The 14686-nt window shown below is 57.4% G+C and carries 8 protein-coding genes and 2 pseudogenes; 5 read left to right on the top strand and 5 right to left on the bottom strand.

Translation table 11 applies throughout. The features are described 5' to 3' along the window. Positions 1-222: 222 nt before the first annotated feature. Positions 223-855: pseudogene (istB, locus tag CO666_RS32780) on the top strand (IS21-like element helper ATPase IstB); the annotation flags it as partial. A 131-nt stretch (positions 856-986) separates the two neighbouring features. Here the strand turns inward: istB and CO666_RS32775 are convergent. After that, positions 987-2438, bottom strand: coding sequence for an ATP-dependent nuclease (locus tag CO666_RS32775; protein ID WP_208722856.1), 1452 nt, complete (start codon positions 2436-2438; stop codon positions 987-989). Between the two features lie 604 nt (positions 2439-3042). Here CO666_RS32775 and CO666_RS32770 point away from each other — a divergent pair. Then, complete coding sequence (locus tag CO666_RS32770) at positions 3043-4956, top strand: DUF4236 domain-containing protein (protein ID WP_097616075.1); 1914 nt, start codon at positions 3043-3045, stop codon at positions 4954-4956. On the opposite strand, the gene CO666_RS32765 is transcribed toward CO666_RS32770, so the two are convergent. Genes CO666_RS32765 through hxsB form a run of 4 tightly spaced genes read right to left on the bottom strand, consistent with a single transcriptional unit; the run spans position 4950 to position 9270 of the window. Beyond that, entirely contained in the window at positions 4950-6110 is a 1161-nt protein-coding gene (locus CO666_RS32765) for a COG3904 family protein (protein WP_097616073.1), read from the bottom strand. The genes CO666_RS32770 and CO666_RS32765 overlap by 7 nt on opposite strands. 24 nt (positions 6111-6134) lie before the next feature. Further along, complete coding sequence (gene hxsA, locus CO666_RS32760) at positions 6135-6788, bottom strand: His-Xaa-Ser repeat protein HxsA (RefSeq protein WP_097603697.1); 654 nt, start codon at positions 6786-6788, stop codon at positions 6135-6137. Next, positions 6785-7867 carry a His-Xaa-Ser system radical SAM maturase HxsC gene (gene hxsC, locus CO666_RS32755; protein ID WP_097603696.1) on the bottom strand — a complete coding sequence of 361 codons (1083 nt, stop codon included), beginning with the start codon at positions 7865-7867 and terminating at the stop codon, positions 6785-6787. The genes hxsA and hxsC overlap by 4 nt, the downstream gene beginning before the upstream one ends. Then, positions 7864-9270, bottom strand: a complete 1407-nt coding sequence (hxsB, locus tag CO666_RS32750; RefSeq protein ID WP_097603695.1) for a His-Xaa-Ser system radical SAM maturase HxsB — start codon at positions 9268-9270, stop codon at positions 7864-7866. The genes hxsC and hxsB overlap by 4 nt, the downstream gene beginning before the upstream one ends. A gap of 821 nt (positions 9271-10091) precedes the next feature. Here hxsB and CO666_RS32740 point away from each other — a divergent pair. The 3 genes and pseudogenes from CO666_RS32740 to CO666_RS32730 all read left to right on the top strand — a co-directional run bounded on the left by CO666_RS32740 (position 10092) and on the right by CO666_RS32730 (position 13567). Continuing rightward, on the top strand, positions 10092-11246 hold the full coding sequence (locus CO666_RS32740) for a site-specific integrase (protein ID WP_097603693.1): 1155 nt from the start codon (positions 10092-10094) through the stop codon (positions 11244-11246). 23 nt (positions 11247-11269) lie between these two features. After that, positions 11270-11657 (top strand): annotated as a pseudogene (locus CO666_RS32735) (hypothetical protein); the annotation flags it as partial. Between the two features lie 992 nt (positions 11658-12649). Then, positions 12650-13567: a recombinase family protein gene (locus tag CO666_RS32730; protein ID WP_008534020.1), complete on the top strand. Its 918-nt coding sequence runs from the start codon at positions 12650-12652 to the stop codon at positions 13565-13567. Positions 13568-14686 lie beyond the last annotated feature (1119 nt).

The following is a 14686-nucleotide window of genomic DNA, read 5'->3' as shown; positions in this document are numbered from 1 at the left end:
CTCTTTATCTTCGCGTGACCAGCGCCGACGGCGCTCTACAGACGTGATCACCTCAATTGGATGCTTCGTCATATGACTACTCCTAGTGTTACCACTAGGACTGGCAGTCAGAAGCCCTCTATCGCAAGACGGCCTTCACCGTGGGCTTACTGTGAAACTCAATTATCCGGCAAAACAAGTGGTCGGCCTGCTTGCGGTGGCTTCTTTGGGGGCGATAGCGCACGGGCAGCTTCCATGTCGAGCAAGCTGGCGCAGTTCCCGTTCGTGCGCGAACTCGACGGTTTTGACTTCAAGGCGCAGCCGTCGCTTGATCATGGGCAAATCAGGGAACTGGCGACCTGTCGCGGGATCGCTCACGGGGACACGGTGCTGTTCCTTGGGCCTCCTGGCACAGGTAAAACCCATCTTGCCGTCAGTCTTGGTCGCGAGGCGATCCGCCAGAACTACAACGTGCAGTTCGTCACAGCCGCGACGCTGGTGGCGATGTTGGCCAAGGCCCACATCGCCGGCTCGCTCGACAAGCAGTTGGCGATCCTGGCTCGTCCGAAATTACTGATCATTGACGAGCTCGGCTATCTTCCCTTCGAGGCGAATGCAGCGCACCTGTTCTTCCAACTGGTGTCCCGGCGCTACGAAAAGGGATCGATCCTGATCACCTCCAATCGCTCGGTAGGAGAATGGGGGAGCGTCTTCGGCGACCCTGTGGTCGCAACGGCGATATTGGACCGTCTGCTTCATCATTCCACGGTGATCACCATCCGGGGCGACAGCTACCGGCTTCGCGAAAAGCATCGCTCCGGCCCTCTGCAGAAGGCCGGATCGATGCTTGAAACAAACGAAACAATCAATCAATGAAGGGGGTCAATTCCTCGCTTCGCTTGACAATTGGCCTTCACGGACGAGCAGCAGCGCCCGGATGATAGGAGCTTCTTCGTCTCCGTCGCGAAATAAGCAGGATCGACCGCAGGGCCTTTCGGGGCTTTTCGCTATCCATGAATTGCGTTCTCGATATCGCTGCAAAGTTCCGCGAACCAGACGTCACCAACATCGTCAAGAAACGAGCGTATGCAGTCACTCTCCAACACTTCTCGAGAGACTTGGGCCTTGTCGCAGGAATTCAGGCTGTAGCGATGGTGATCTAGGTTTGGATTGGCGACCAGTATCTGTGCGAAGTCCACGCCGTAGGCATCAAATAGCGCCTGTCTCACCTTGAGATTGTTGAAGACCTCCATTTCTGGAGGCAACTGGCCGGGCAGTTTGAAAATCAAATCCGCCTTGTGATCGCCCTTGTCAGGGTCGCGAACAGCGATTGCTTTGTAACCCGCTTTCTGGATTGCATCTTTCGCAGCCTTAACTGCCTTGGTGTCGCCGAAGGGAATTACGGACACCGAAGACAACAAATCCTTGTTATAGCGGCGGAGAATCTCGCGGAGGAGCGACTGCGCAAAATCGTCTTCTACGCAGATTACAGAGTGACCGCTCTCGCCGGCCGAGAGGGCTGTCTTTATTCGCGACGACGAAACCCGGTCGTATACCGTCACACCATCACCCCGTCTCACCAGCAGCTTGCGGCCCTCCGGAGGAAGCGCACTCATCATGGCACTTGAGTGGGTGGAAAAAATGATTTGATGTCCTCGGCGGTCAGACACATCAATCAGATACTTAGCAAGCTCGTATTGGGCGCTCTCGTGAAGCGATGTTTCAGGCTCCTCCAAGACTATGAGGCTTTGCGCCGGACACGTTTCGAGAAGCCGGACGGTATAAACCACCCTTCCCTCGCCAAAGCCCATGTTATTTTCGGAGTAGTTGGCGCCAAACCGGCTTGCCACTCCGAGCTGCCCTTGCTTCTTGTGGGCCGCCACATCCTGAAAATAGACGTCGTCATAAGGCGATCCGAGAATCCGGCTCACGCGCGTTACGGCGTCCGCCAGATCGGTTCGCGCCCCGAGCAACATACTCTTGGCGTTATAGATGCTCAGGTCTCTACGCTCGACTTTGGGGATGTAGACCGTAAATCCTACGTACTCCGTGTTCCGCTCGGGTTGCCGCTTGTAGCCAGACCATTCTGTCGAGGCTCGCGAGACGGTCAGCTCCTGAAGGACACCCGGCTTATCCGTTTGGTAGCTTAATGAGATGAATGCTTCATCTGTGAAGGGCGTCGGGTCAGCTGCTGATACGGGGAAGAAGTTCACCACGTAGTACCGCTTGGCGTTCAGGGCCGTGGGCAGTTTCTTGTATCCACAAAGGAGGAGCTGCCCGATGGTGCTCTTTCCTGAACCGTTGAAGCCAGATAGGGCGGTGACAGGATATTCAAAATTGATTTCGGCATTCACGCCGCGAAAGCCGTTTATCTTCGCCTTGACGATGACGGGGCCAAAATTCGCAAAGCGCTTCTGGCTGTCGAACTTTGACATCAGCGATTTTTTCGGATCAGCCACGGAATCCCCCGAGAACGGCGAAGCCGTTTATCCGAGAGTTGCCGCTGAATTTCAAGCGTTGGAGGCGAATGAACTCGCCGTATCCCCATCGTTCCACCAATGAGAGAACCCGCCGCAGCCAGAAAGGTCAAGAGCGAGAAGCGATGAAGGTCACCGGAAAGCAGCCCCGTTTCACGACCCACCAGGTCAAAGGATGGTGCGTCAACGTGGACGAGGACGGCTAATACCCTGTGCCCAGATGGCGAACACCTCAAGACCTGACCGCTATCACTGGGCCTCCTTCGACCAACGAGAAAGCCGCCGCTCCCACGGAAACGGTCAACAATAGCGCGATGATGAAGGCAGCCGGTAGCAACCGCTGTGGGCCGACGGACAATCAACCCGGTGTCCGCTTTCGGGTAGTTGTGGATTGGGCTGGAATGACCCGGAATGCGGGCGCATAGGCGCTTAACGCCGCTGGTAGAACTGTTTCGGCTGCTTTGCCGTTATGAGCTGTTGTTGGATATCGTTCGGCGAATACAACGGGATGCAAAGCCACAAAATTCTTCATTGCAGCCAGAAAATCTGTGTAACATCCACGTTGCAATGGGTCTGGGGGCGTGAGGTGCCATTCTATATACGCAAGTCAGTCAAAGCGGGACCATTCCGGTTTAATTTTTCTCAAGGAGGTATCGGCGTCTCTGTCGGCGCGAAGGGCTTAAGGGTCGGCACCGGACCTCGGGGCCACTATATCCATGCCGGACGAGGCGGACTGTATTATCGAGCGTCACTTGGCAATGCTGGCCAACGTCGACAGAGGGCTGTGAGCGAGCCACCGCCCACTCAGGTCACTTTTGAAGTGCCTGCGGTCAACATGATCGAGTTCGAGTCCGGCGACGTCTTGTTGATGCGCGACGAGAACTTCGGCGAGGTGTTGGACGAAATCAACGCGAAGGCCAATCAATGGCGGTTGTCGGCTCTTTTCGGATGGCTCACGGCTCTCCTCGGCATCCTTGTGCTGGCGAAAGCGCCGCCAGTGGGGATTTGGGTCCTGATCGCGACCCTTCCCGCCTGGGCGGTAGGGTCGTGGCTCGACTCGTACCGCCGATCGACAGTTCTCTTCTATGATATCGATGGTCCGGTCGAGCAGGCGTACAAGGAAACGATTGCGGCGTTCGACAATTTGAGTTCTTGTGCCGGGAAATGGCATATCGAGGCTGGCGGTGCGATCAACGATCTAACGACCTGGAAAAGAAATGCAGGCGCATCCCACCTGGTGAAGCGAACTGCCACGAAGCTCGTCTACGCTTTGCCGAAGGTTATCAAGAGCAACATCACACCGCCCTCGATACATGTCGGCAAGCAGATAATTTATTTCATGCCAGACGTTGCTTTGGTCGCCCACAATTCGCGCTTCGGTGCAATGTCATATTCTGATCTCCGCGCTCGCTGGCAAGCGTCACGGTTTATCGAAGATGGTCATGTCCCTCATGACGCCAAGGTCGTCGACCGCACTTGGCAGCACCCCAACAAGAATGGCGGGCCCGATCAGCGTTTTCGGAACAACCGCCAGCTGCCTGTCTGTCTGTACGATACCCTTCATCTGCAAAGCGACAGCGGTCTCAACGAGGTACTGGAATTTTCGCAAGTGGGAAAGCTGGCGAGTTTCGTCGCCGCTCTCCAAGCTTTAGCGAAGGCAAAGATGGAGGCTGCACAAGCCCTGAAAGCGATCCCATCGGCCGCGACGTCAGTATCGCCACCGGTGGCACCAAGTTCGCCTACGCCGGATGAACAGAGACGAAAGAGCGCTGTACCTGCCATAGCCCTCATCATTGGGGGCATCTTTGGACTTCCTATTGCTATTGCCGCACTTCAAAACGCGGAGAAATCGACTAGGCCCGTCACAACCCAGGCCACTGTTCCCACCAGTTCAGGGCAAATCGCATCGTCATCGTCAACGCCGCGCAGGCCCGCGTCCTCTGCTGCCGGTTCAGCACAAGGGTCACCATCACCGTCGACGATGGTGACCCCTGCCACAACCCCTTCTGGATCTGCTTCGGAAACCGGTATGCCGGCAGTCGTAGTCCAGGCACCGAACGTTGACGCTACGGCGACAGTAAATGATCCGGCATTTTCGACACCTGCCTCCCTTGGGGCAGATCAGGAGCCGACACCCGATCCTAGGATCTTCGAGGCGCTTGCGGCAGCCGCGACCGCGCCCGCCGCGTCTAGATTGGACGCGGCATCAGAGCCGCCCGCCCCGCCTTACATCGCCCCACCGGAGCCAAAGTTTGCCTACATGAAGCAGCCCTTCCAACTGAGGGATGGACCCGGTGCAAAATACATCCCGGTCGGCGCAGTCGGTCAGAATGCATTGCTTGCCATCCTTGAGACGGAAAGCGGATGGGTCCATGTCTCTGGTGGTCCGTCAGCGATGGGATGGGTACCGAAGGAGCTGCTTGGTCAACGGCCAGTTTCGCGTCAAAAAACCACGCCCAAGGTGCAAAACACCTTCCAGTCCGGTGGTCGGACTTATTGAGGAGTGCACGGCCCCCAAGTCGCATCGGGTTTGCGGCACCAGCCGCTGTTGGTCAATTCCGTAAGAAGCAGTGCTTGTGAATTACAAGCGTCCTGCGCGTACGATAACGAGCACGCAGCGTTGTCGGTCAGCCAGCGACGAATAATCCGATCCGGTCCAGCCGCCGAGCTGTCCTTGATCGTGATCTTACCATTCTCCGCCAGAATTTTGTGGGTCGCGGGGTCCCATGTCATCGCTGCATTTACCGCGCCAGACGACGATTTTTTACGGGCGGGGCTGTAGGTATACCAATCGACTACAGCGAAGACGGTACAGATATCAAAGCATGCTGCGTGTGCTGTGCCAGACCGAACGGCATAAATGCGCACAGGCCACCGCTCAGCGAACTGTTGCTTCTCGTTTAGGACGTCTGCCTTCGAGCGCCGAGAGCCGTAATAGACAACGGGATCTCCGTAGTTGTTCGCGAGGAAGGACATTCCTTCGTTCGTCGACCAGGTCCGCTGTGTTTCCAGGAAAAACTGTAGCGCGGCTTCGTTCAATGCTGTCGAGGGCGCCTCGTTGGATACGGCAGTCTCTTCCGCCGTCGGTGCCAGATAGGGGGTAGGCTGCCCCGTCACGAGACCAAAGCCAGCCATGTCGATCAGCGACAGCACCCGTCGATCGCCGTCGGTCAGATTGGTGACAAACGTGAACAAGGTGGAGTCGAGGCCCATGTCCGCAAAGTAGGCTTTGTATCTATCGGTGCCTGTTTGCGGGCCCGAGCTTCCCGGCGAGAGAAGTGTTCGATCAACAACCATCGAGCCGTCTTCCGCAAAACGCCGCACTCCACCGGCAAAGGCGAATAAACATGCAGCCTCGCACTTCGAACCCGAAACTTGCAGCGTCGAAAGCTTCATCCGACGAATAGCCCGGCCGTATCCAATCGCGGCATCTGTATCACCGCCCGGCGAAATGAACGCGACGAATTTCGGGGCGCTGTTCTTGATTTCGGCTTCGAGCTTATCAGGAAGATCGCTCGGCTCGAACGTTCCTTGAATCAACAAGATGTCGTTGTTCGCCGCTTTCGCATGGGCAAATCTCATCGCTGCGTGACTGGGGCTTGCGATTAGCGCGGCCAACGAAATCAGGCAGGAAATGAAAACAGACGAACGCATCGCTCCCTCCCTGACCTGATCGGATCAGTTTGTTGAAATACCAAAAGCTGTGAGAACTTGAGGCGTGATCGTTCCGGTCACCTTCAGCCCATAGGCATCCTGCATTTTATTAAGTCCAACCCTCGTTGCGGCGTCGACCTGCCCTGTTACCGGGCCGCCGAAATAGCCGAAGGCAACCAGAGCGGTCTGAACCTGAATAACGATACGCCGAAATTTGTCTGAGTTGCCCGGCAACGTCTTCAGCGGCATTGGGGCTGTATTCACCGAGGAAGACTGCGGGGCAACCCCCGTCGAATAGCTTCCAGTCGAAGTCGTCGACGGTATGTTAGGAGTCGTCGGTAGACTTCTGATGACCGGTCCAGGATTGGGCGAATAGCTCGGCGTTGGGTCGGGCTGCGTATAGGTCGTGCTGTTGTTGTAGTCGCCGCGCGGCACAACGTATCCGCCACCAGAGCCTGACGCATGGCTCGCGTGACTAGCATGACTACTGTGACTTGCGTGGCTCGAATGTGAGCTATGACCTGCAAGGGTGTAGACCTGCCTGACCTGCAGCCGCTCAAAGAGAGTGGGTTCTGGCTTCTTTTTGGTAAGGCCGACAAGTGGCGCTGCATCGCCTTTCGACGGCATGAACCCGGCCGCAATCAATGACGGCACCAGGTAAACCTTGCGCTTCTTCATTGTCGTGACAGTCCCCCAAACCCCTGATCAGCTTTATACCATTCAAAAAAACCACCGCAAGTAGAGCGCAAAGTACACTCGCCGCACTCTTCCAGGAATTTGTTCTTCCAGTCTGAAATCGTGCTTGGTGCCAAATGCCGGTACTGTGGGGGAACCGTGCAAAGCGGGAAATTATAAAGAAGAGTGTGAATACCGCGCCCAATCGCGAGATTGATGGCGCTCCGCAGTTTGCCGAAATCCAGCGACGTATCCTTGAACGAATGCGCCCAATTCATTCTGCCGTAACCGATATTTTCTAGTTGCATGATTGCCCAGACATCAATGAATGGAAGCCGGGTCGAGACGTAGTCCGCAATCTGTGGCAACACATCCCAATTCTGGTGAAGGACAACCGTCCGAAGCTCAACGGCCGCTCCCGCCCTCATAAGCGTCGTGAAATTCTGCGACAACGTTTCAAACGCACCCGGCTTCGCAACGATGCTGTCGTGAAGTGCGGCGTGAGGCGCATACAGCGGAATGCCCCACAACACGCGATCTCTTCCGATCTCATCAATTAGGGCGACGTCGCCAGGCTCGAAAAACTGGCCATTGGTCAGAACATGAAATGAGATATCCGGTCGGGCCTTCGCAGCGGCGACGAGGAATTGAAACAGTCTTCGTTTGTGCAGCAGCGGCTCGCCGCCAGATATCGTGATGCGCGCGTTTTCCGGGGCCAAGGTGGCGGCGACTGTGAATTGGTCGAAGAGGTCAACGTGATATTTCTTCGGAGGCTGCGAGCACATCACGCAGAGCTGGTCGCATTGCTCGGTCACCAGGAAGGTGTTGTGCCTCGACCCTGCTCGCAGCAACCGATGAGCCGAGTTTCGACCAGGTACTAGAAGGAGCACGTCGCCGTCGAGATCGGTTCGGGGATCGCAGTAAACGCGAAGCGAATAGCCCGCGAGATCGAAGATTTGACTCTCGTGGTCACGATCGATCAGGGCGGCATCATGCTCACTCTCCACCGTGTCGGTGCGCAGGCGAACGATACTTGGATGATCGATTGGAACGTCATCGATCTTGAGCCGCAAATCGATCATCTGTGTATCGGAGCCAGCGAAGGATCGAACTCCGGAATTCCGGCCCATGCCGCAAGGCTCTTGTGAGCTTTTTTGTCATCCGAATAGAGCAGCTCGAATATCTTGTCGAAGATCGCGGTGTGGCGTCGGCAGAAGGTAGTGTCACGCTTCGTCACGTCGATACGACCATACCGGGAGAGGTCGTCGATCACGTCAATGCCGCAGGCCGCTTGATATGGACAGTGGATGCAATCGGGATGGAACGAGTTAGTCGCTTCCTCATTCAGGACATCCAGCTTTGCCTGATCGATGCCATCCCAAAGGTTGCCGACACTCAGGTCGATCTGCCCCACTCTCGTCACCATCCTTGCTTCGTCCGACGGATAAAACATGCCGTCGAAATCGATGACTATGTAGTCCTTACCCAGGATGTTCGGGTTGCGAAGGTCCACATGGTGGTTATGGCCGCCGCGCAGCACCCGGCGAAGACAGTGCGTGAAATAGAATTCCTCGACAGGGAAATCTGCTGTCCAATTGTGCTCGATCAACGCATCGATGAATCGGCCATGATAGTCGTTCCATCGCTCATCCATGCCCATTGTCTGGTATCGCTTCCGAGCGAAACCTTGATGGTTGATTGGCCGGAGGAAAATGGAACGAAAACCGAAGTCGCCGAACGTCCCAATGATTTGGTTCGGGGTTGGCAAATTGTTGACATCAAGCGTGGGCAACGCCGACACTTTCCCTTGCCCTAGCCTTCCGATCGCATACCGAAGGTTCGAAACAAACTGCTCGGTGTCGCCGGAGGTGATTGTCCGCTGCCGTTGGTGAGCCGAAAGTTCGCCATCAAGCGACGTACTAACGAATGTGTCCGAAGCGTCGAGAAACGCCCAGGCTTCATCGGAAACAGACTGCAGATTGGTGCAAACGGTGAAGCTTACGTCCTTGAATTTGCGCCGCGCAAACTCTCGAACCGTCTCCAGCAGATCCAATCGCAAAAGCGGTTCGCCGCCTTGAAACTCGATTTTCGCACTTGCCGTGTCGATGCCATCAAGAAAACGAAGAACCTGGGCGAGCGTGTCCTCGGTCCAGTCAAACCCACTGGTGTTTTCGTTTACCCGCGACACCTGGCAGTAGCCGCACGCCAAGTTGCAGCGAAGTGTCGGCACGAGAATGACGTAGTTAAGCTCCTGCGGACGATGCAGTCGCTGTGCCCACCGATATGCAAACCCCATATACGCGGCGTCGCCTACTTCATCGAATGCGTGCCCGTTCGTATGAAGGAACTCGGTGTCTGAGGCGGTCAAATTGCCACCGGCGTATCGCTCAAGGAAGTTGCGATCTCCCCGAAAATACCCACCCGCATCGTCAGCAAAAAGGTAATGAGAGGCGAAACGCGTAAATTTCAGTGGGAAGACGGTCATCGCCCGAGAACACCGCTGATGAGAGCCCGTCGAAGGGGAAGCGTCTCCGAATAGATTTTCTCACGGTAGAGGCAGTGGTGAAAATTTGCGATCAACGTGTCGATGGGCGAGGTACCGTCATCGGATAAAGTAATTTGCTTCGAGACCTCGACCCTTGCCGCAGCATTCGCTGCATTGAAACGAAGGATGGCCGCAGCAAGGTAAGGTCGATGCGCTTCATCGACATCGATCAAAGTGCGTCGTTCAACTCTCTGGATCGGCGTGCTGGATTCTGTTCTTTCCATCGGACAATGGCGATCGACTTCCTCTCCGTATCACTGTAGCAACTCAGCCGCTTGATCACCAGATGGTTGTATTGCATTATTCCCGAGAATAACAGGGTGTCCATCACTCATCTTCTGGGGCCGGAGATCAATTCTGAAGGAAAGTGATCTCGATTTCCTTCCGCAGGAAGGCGGCGCTCACCGCAAAAATCCTGAACCGGGAGGCGGCATAGGCCAGACGGGCCACTGGCTGAGTGCTTAAGCTCGGTCAGAATACTCTGTCGGCTCATTTCGCAGCGTGCGCTGCTGGCAAGTTAACCGAAGCTTGAGATCTTTACACGTCATTAACTATATGAATTGATGTTGTTCTTTTCCAAAACGGAAGCGACGTCAGCATTTGTTTCCGTCGTCCGTTACGGCATCGGCGCGCATGGCTAACTTCCGATAAGTATCGCTTATCGGAAGTGATTGCCAGAAGCCCGCAAATCAGCGAAAACGGGGCAAAGCACGGCCGCCGGCGCCATTCCGGCAGCCGGATTTCGCCGCTTCAGGAGGCCCATGGACATCATCGCCCCGAAATCAGCGCCCGACGCCATCGCCCGCCGGGCCGAAACCCTCGACACCATCGCCGCCGTGCTGCCGATCGACCGGCGCGACAAGCTCGCCGAGATTCTGTCCGACCAGGACGTCGAGACGCTGCGGCACCTGGTCAACGAAGGCATGGGCGACAACACGCTTCGGGCGCTCGCCTCCGACCTCGGCTACCTCGAGGCCTGGGCGATGGCCGCGACCGGTAGCCCCCTCCCATGGCCGGCGCCCGAGGCGCTGCTGTTGAAATTCGTCGCCCATCATCTGTGGGATCCGGCCCGGCGCGAGACCGATCCCGAGCACGGCATGCCGGCCGCAGTCGGCCAGGCGTTGCGCGACGGCGGCTTTCTTCGATCGACCGGGCCGCACGCGCCGGCGACCGTCGGACGACGGCTGGCCAACTGGTCGACGCTGACCAAATGGCGCGGTCTCGACGGCGCCTTCGCCTCCCCTGCCCTCAAATCCGCGATCCGGCTGGCGATCCGAGCCGCGCCAAGACAACGTCTTCGCAAGAGCGCCAAGGCGGTGACATCAGATGTTTTGGCCAAACTGCTGGCGACCTGCGGCGGCAACAATCTGCGCGATCTGCGCGACCGCGCCATCCTGATGGTCGCCTTTGCCTCCGGCGGCCGCCGGCGCAGCGAAGTGGCCGGCCTGCGCAAGGAGCAGCTGACGGTCGAGCCGCCGGTCTCTGGCGACGATGGAAGCCCCCTGCCCTCGCTGTCGATCCATCTCGGCTGTACCAAGAACTCCGGCGCCGGCCAGGACGAGATCGTCTATCTGACCGGCCGGCCGGTGGAGGCGCTGAATGCCTGGCTGGCGGCCGCGAGGATCAACAAGGGCAGCGTGTTTCGGGCAATCGATCGCTGGGGCCATGTTTCGCGCCGGGCGCTCGATCCGAAGGCGGTCAATGATATCGTCAAGCGGCGGGTGAAAATGGCCGGGCTCGAGCCCGGGGAGTTTTCGGTGCACGGGTTGAGGTCCGGCTATCTGACTGAGGCCGCCAATCGCGGCATTCCCCTGCCCGAAGCCATGGAGCAGTCACGTCATCGTTCGGTTCAGCAGGCATCAAGCTATTACAATAGTGCAACCCGTCGAAGCGGCCGGGCCTCTCGGATGCTATAATTAGATGCCGCTAAACGTCCACCACCGTTCTGGCCGGCATCCGCAACACCCATGTAGCCCCTCTTCGCCAAAAAGAAGCCGTGCTCCCCGAGCACATGATCGCCATACTCGAAACGCTCGATAGGGGAACTCCGCGCGGCATGCGGGATCGGGCGATACTGCTGATCGGCTTTGCCGGCGGCCTGCGCCGCTCCGAGATCGTCGGGCTGGATTGCGGCCGCGACCAGACCGAAGGCGGCTGCGGCTGGGTCGAGACGCTTGCCAAGGGCCTGCTCGTCACCCTGCTCGGCTGAGGTCGACTTGCGGTATGTCCAAAAACAGCTCGGTCATACCAGCGCGGAAATGACCCGCAAGTATCACCTGCGCCGTGACCGTTTCCGGATCAAACTCACCAAGGCATCGGGCCTTTAATGGCAACAATCAGAGCTGTGCCAAGGGGCAGCGGCCGCTGATCTGCCTTTTGGCGATCGCAGCAAGTTGACCCCTACCCAACTGCGACGTCGTTGCCTTTCGGCAGCGTATCTTCAAACCGTTCGTGCTGCGGGCCTTCCAAGATGACCGCCTCGATATTGTCGCAAGACATGACTTGAAGACGCAAAGGGATGTTGTTGCCGGCCCGATCTGGTTCATGAGCCAGCCGACACAGTGGGCTTCCTCCCCTGGCGCATGCTCATGGCAAGCCATCACCTGGCCGGTGCCTTTCAGCGATTCCGGCTCGGCGATGGTGCGGACAAGAGCCTGATGCAGTTCTTGACTATAGCCATTCGGAATATCATGAGGGTTCGTGGACACCTTCCAAGGGCACTTGGCACACTGCTTAACTCGCCTCAGTTTCCAGCTCATCCGAAATTCCTATCGTTATCGTTAGCCGGTTTTTACAACCGTGAGCGCGTTCTTCCAACACCCTTCCACCAACTCGAATGATTTCGAACATCGCTCTCCCCTCCCCTGCTCCGTGTGAAGCCATTAGGTCAAAGTTCGGCGCCAGTTTTTCAGCTTAGCGCTTCAACTGAAAACGGGAAGTAAAAGCCACCTCGGCAGCGATTGATTTCAGCGCGCAAATCAGTGGTCGGCCGTCCTGGATGACCGGACTCCCCGAGACAGAATTCGGCCGCCCCAGTTGGCCCGCATGATCCCGACCCCTTCTTGCCGCATGATGCGCCGGCGTCCTCCTGCGGCCCCCTGCTCTCGCGACATCTCCAAAACCGTTGTTTTCCGGCCTTTCCGCCACAGGAGCCCGCTGGCGCGGGTTTGTCAGTGCGGACGCTCCGTTGCTTATCTCGGGTGGCGATTTGAGTCTGGTGGGCCGCTATTTGACACTTAAAACACGCTTGCAACTGTTCGATTTCTAACGCATGCCTTATCTGTACAAACTACTTCGAGACAGGGCCGTTACAAGCGCGATGGCAAAGCCACAAACATTTGACAACCAACAATCTCCCAAGCGGCTGATCGGTTATGCCCGGGTGTCGACGGATGAACAGGTCCACGATGCCCAGTTGGACGAGCTGCGTGCAGCCGGCTGCGATCGGATCCATCAGGAGCATGGTTCCGGAGCATCGCGGGCTCGACCGGTGCTGACGCGATTACTCGCTGAACTTAGCGCCGGCGACGTCCTCATTGTCGTGCGCCTCGATCGACTGGCCCGATCCGTCAGTCATCTCTTGTCGGTGATCGAGGACCTCGAGGCCCGCGGCGTGCATTTCCGGTCGATCCGCGATCCAATCGATACGTCGACCCCGCAGGGCATGTTTTCCCTTCAGGTCCTCGGCGCCGTCGCGCAGCTCGAGCGGGCGCTAATCGCTGAGCGTACCAAAGCCGGCATTAAGGCGGCGAAGGCACGCGGCAAGCTTCCTGGAAATCCCGGTCTGCGAGAACGACGGCCGGAGGCGATCAAGGCAATCTCGCAGGCACGGGAGAAGCTCTATCTCGATGAACTCATTGCATCGGCGCAGACGTGGCTGCCGATGGTGCGTCAACTCCGGCCGCAGCACAGTTGGGACAATGTCGTGCGGGTTCTCAATCGCCGTGGCCACGACTGGACCGTCGAACGCCTTCGTCGCGCTGTTCATCGCATGGTACGCGAAAAGCTCGCGGAGAAGGAACTCCTTGCTCGATCCCCTCGCCGGGCTCCCGAAGACTATCTGATGAAGCTGGTGGCGGCAATTGCCATTGCCGATCCCAACCTGTCGCTGCGCGACATTGCCGCGCAACTGGACCAGATGGGAGAACGGCCTGTGCGCAGCGGCAAGAACTGGCAACCGTCCTCGGTGCGGGTCCTGCTGGACGAAGCCCACCGATTTGGCCTCATTCGCCGTTGAGGGCATGGTTCATCCGACGCCCGATGGCAGAGAGTCTTTTCTTGTCGCTATTCGACTGCATAGCCGTCAGGTCCGGCCTTTGGGGATCTGTAGCGCCAGGACCGCTAGTCGCTATCGCTCCGCGGTTTCAGCTCAGCGCCTACATCCTCGCCGCGGAGCCGGCTTCCTCCGCCTGCTCGCCCCCTCCCCCGGAACGTGCTGAAGGCTTCAGCCGCGGTGATTATGATCCGCAGAGGCGCGCGGGCCATGACGCTCGGCGGCGCGGGTAAAAGCAGAGGACAGCCGCTCCCCTCGCTACCAAAAAGCCGTCTCGGCTGCACGACGAATTCGGGCGCGAGCCGGAACTCAGTCAGACAGTATTTGTTTCTTTTACAATCCGTCCGCGTTTCGGCGTTCTTTCAAGGATGCTCGACAATTTGATTGAGCCATTTGTCCGCGCCGCCAGCTATATTTCCTACAAGAATGATTACGGCCGAAGATCTGCAAACATTCGTTTTACGACCAGCAAATTTCGACTGTCCTCGAAGCCTGGGAGGTCTTCGTCCTGAAGCATCCTGCGGAGACCGCCGTTAAGATTACAAAGCAATGTCTCCTTTCAGTCGTGACAAACACCGCGATTGTTCGTTCGAACACGAAGCCGCTCAATCGGCTCCGTGCATCAACTGACCTTACTACACCAGCCGCATAGAAGGGCTGTCGGCCATTCTACCCGGGCAACCATGACCAATGCCCTTAGAACGTCATGTACGATCAAAAATGACCGCCAAGACCCCGCGACCCATGGCGGCGACAGGACGGTACCTATCTCTACACAACCGATCTTGTGAGAGGTGGCGCGAGGAGCGGGTCATGCGCCGTCCATAGTAGCGCCCGAAAATGTCGTTTCTTTTCAGAGTGTTGTAGCTGTGGTCAGCTGACCACCGGAAAAGCAGCTGTTGGCAGTGCGTCCCACCCCAAAAGACTTGCTGGCCCACGACAGCAGAGTCTGGCGAAAAACCTCGATCAGTGGACCCGCTGACCTAGCACTCAATCCTCTCCGGCAGCGACTAGATGTGGAGCCTCAACAGGTTGTCCTGGGTAAGAGCGAGCCTAGTGATTGGTGGTTTTGAGTTTAGACTT

It is taken from the genome of Rhizobium chutanense, from assembly GCF_002531935.1.
GTDB classification, from domain to species: domain Bacteria; phylum Pseudomonadota; class Alphaproteobacteria; order Rhizobiales; family Rhizobiaceae; genus Rhizobium; species Rhizobium chutanense.
The sequence above is the reverse complement of the archived record's forward strand: the minus strand, read 5'-3'. Positions and strand labels throughout refer to the sequence as shown.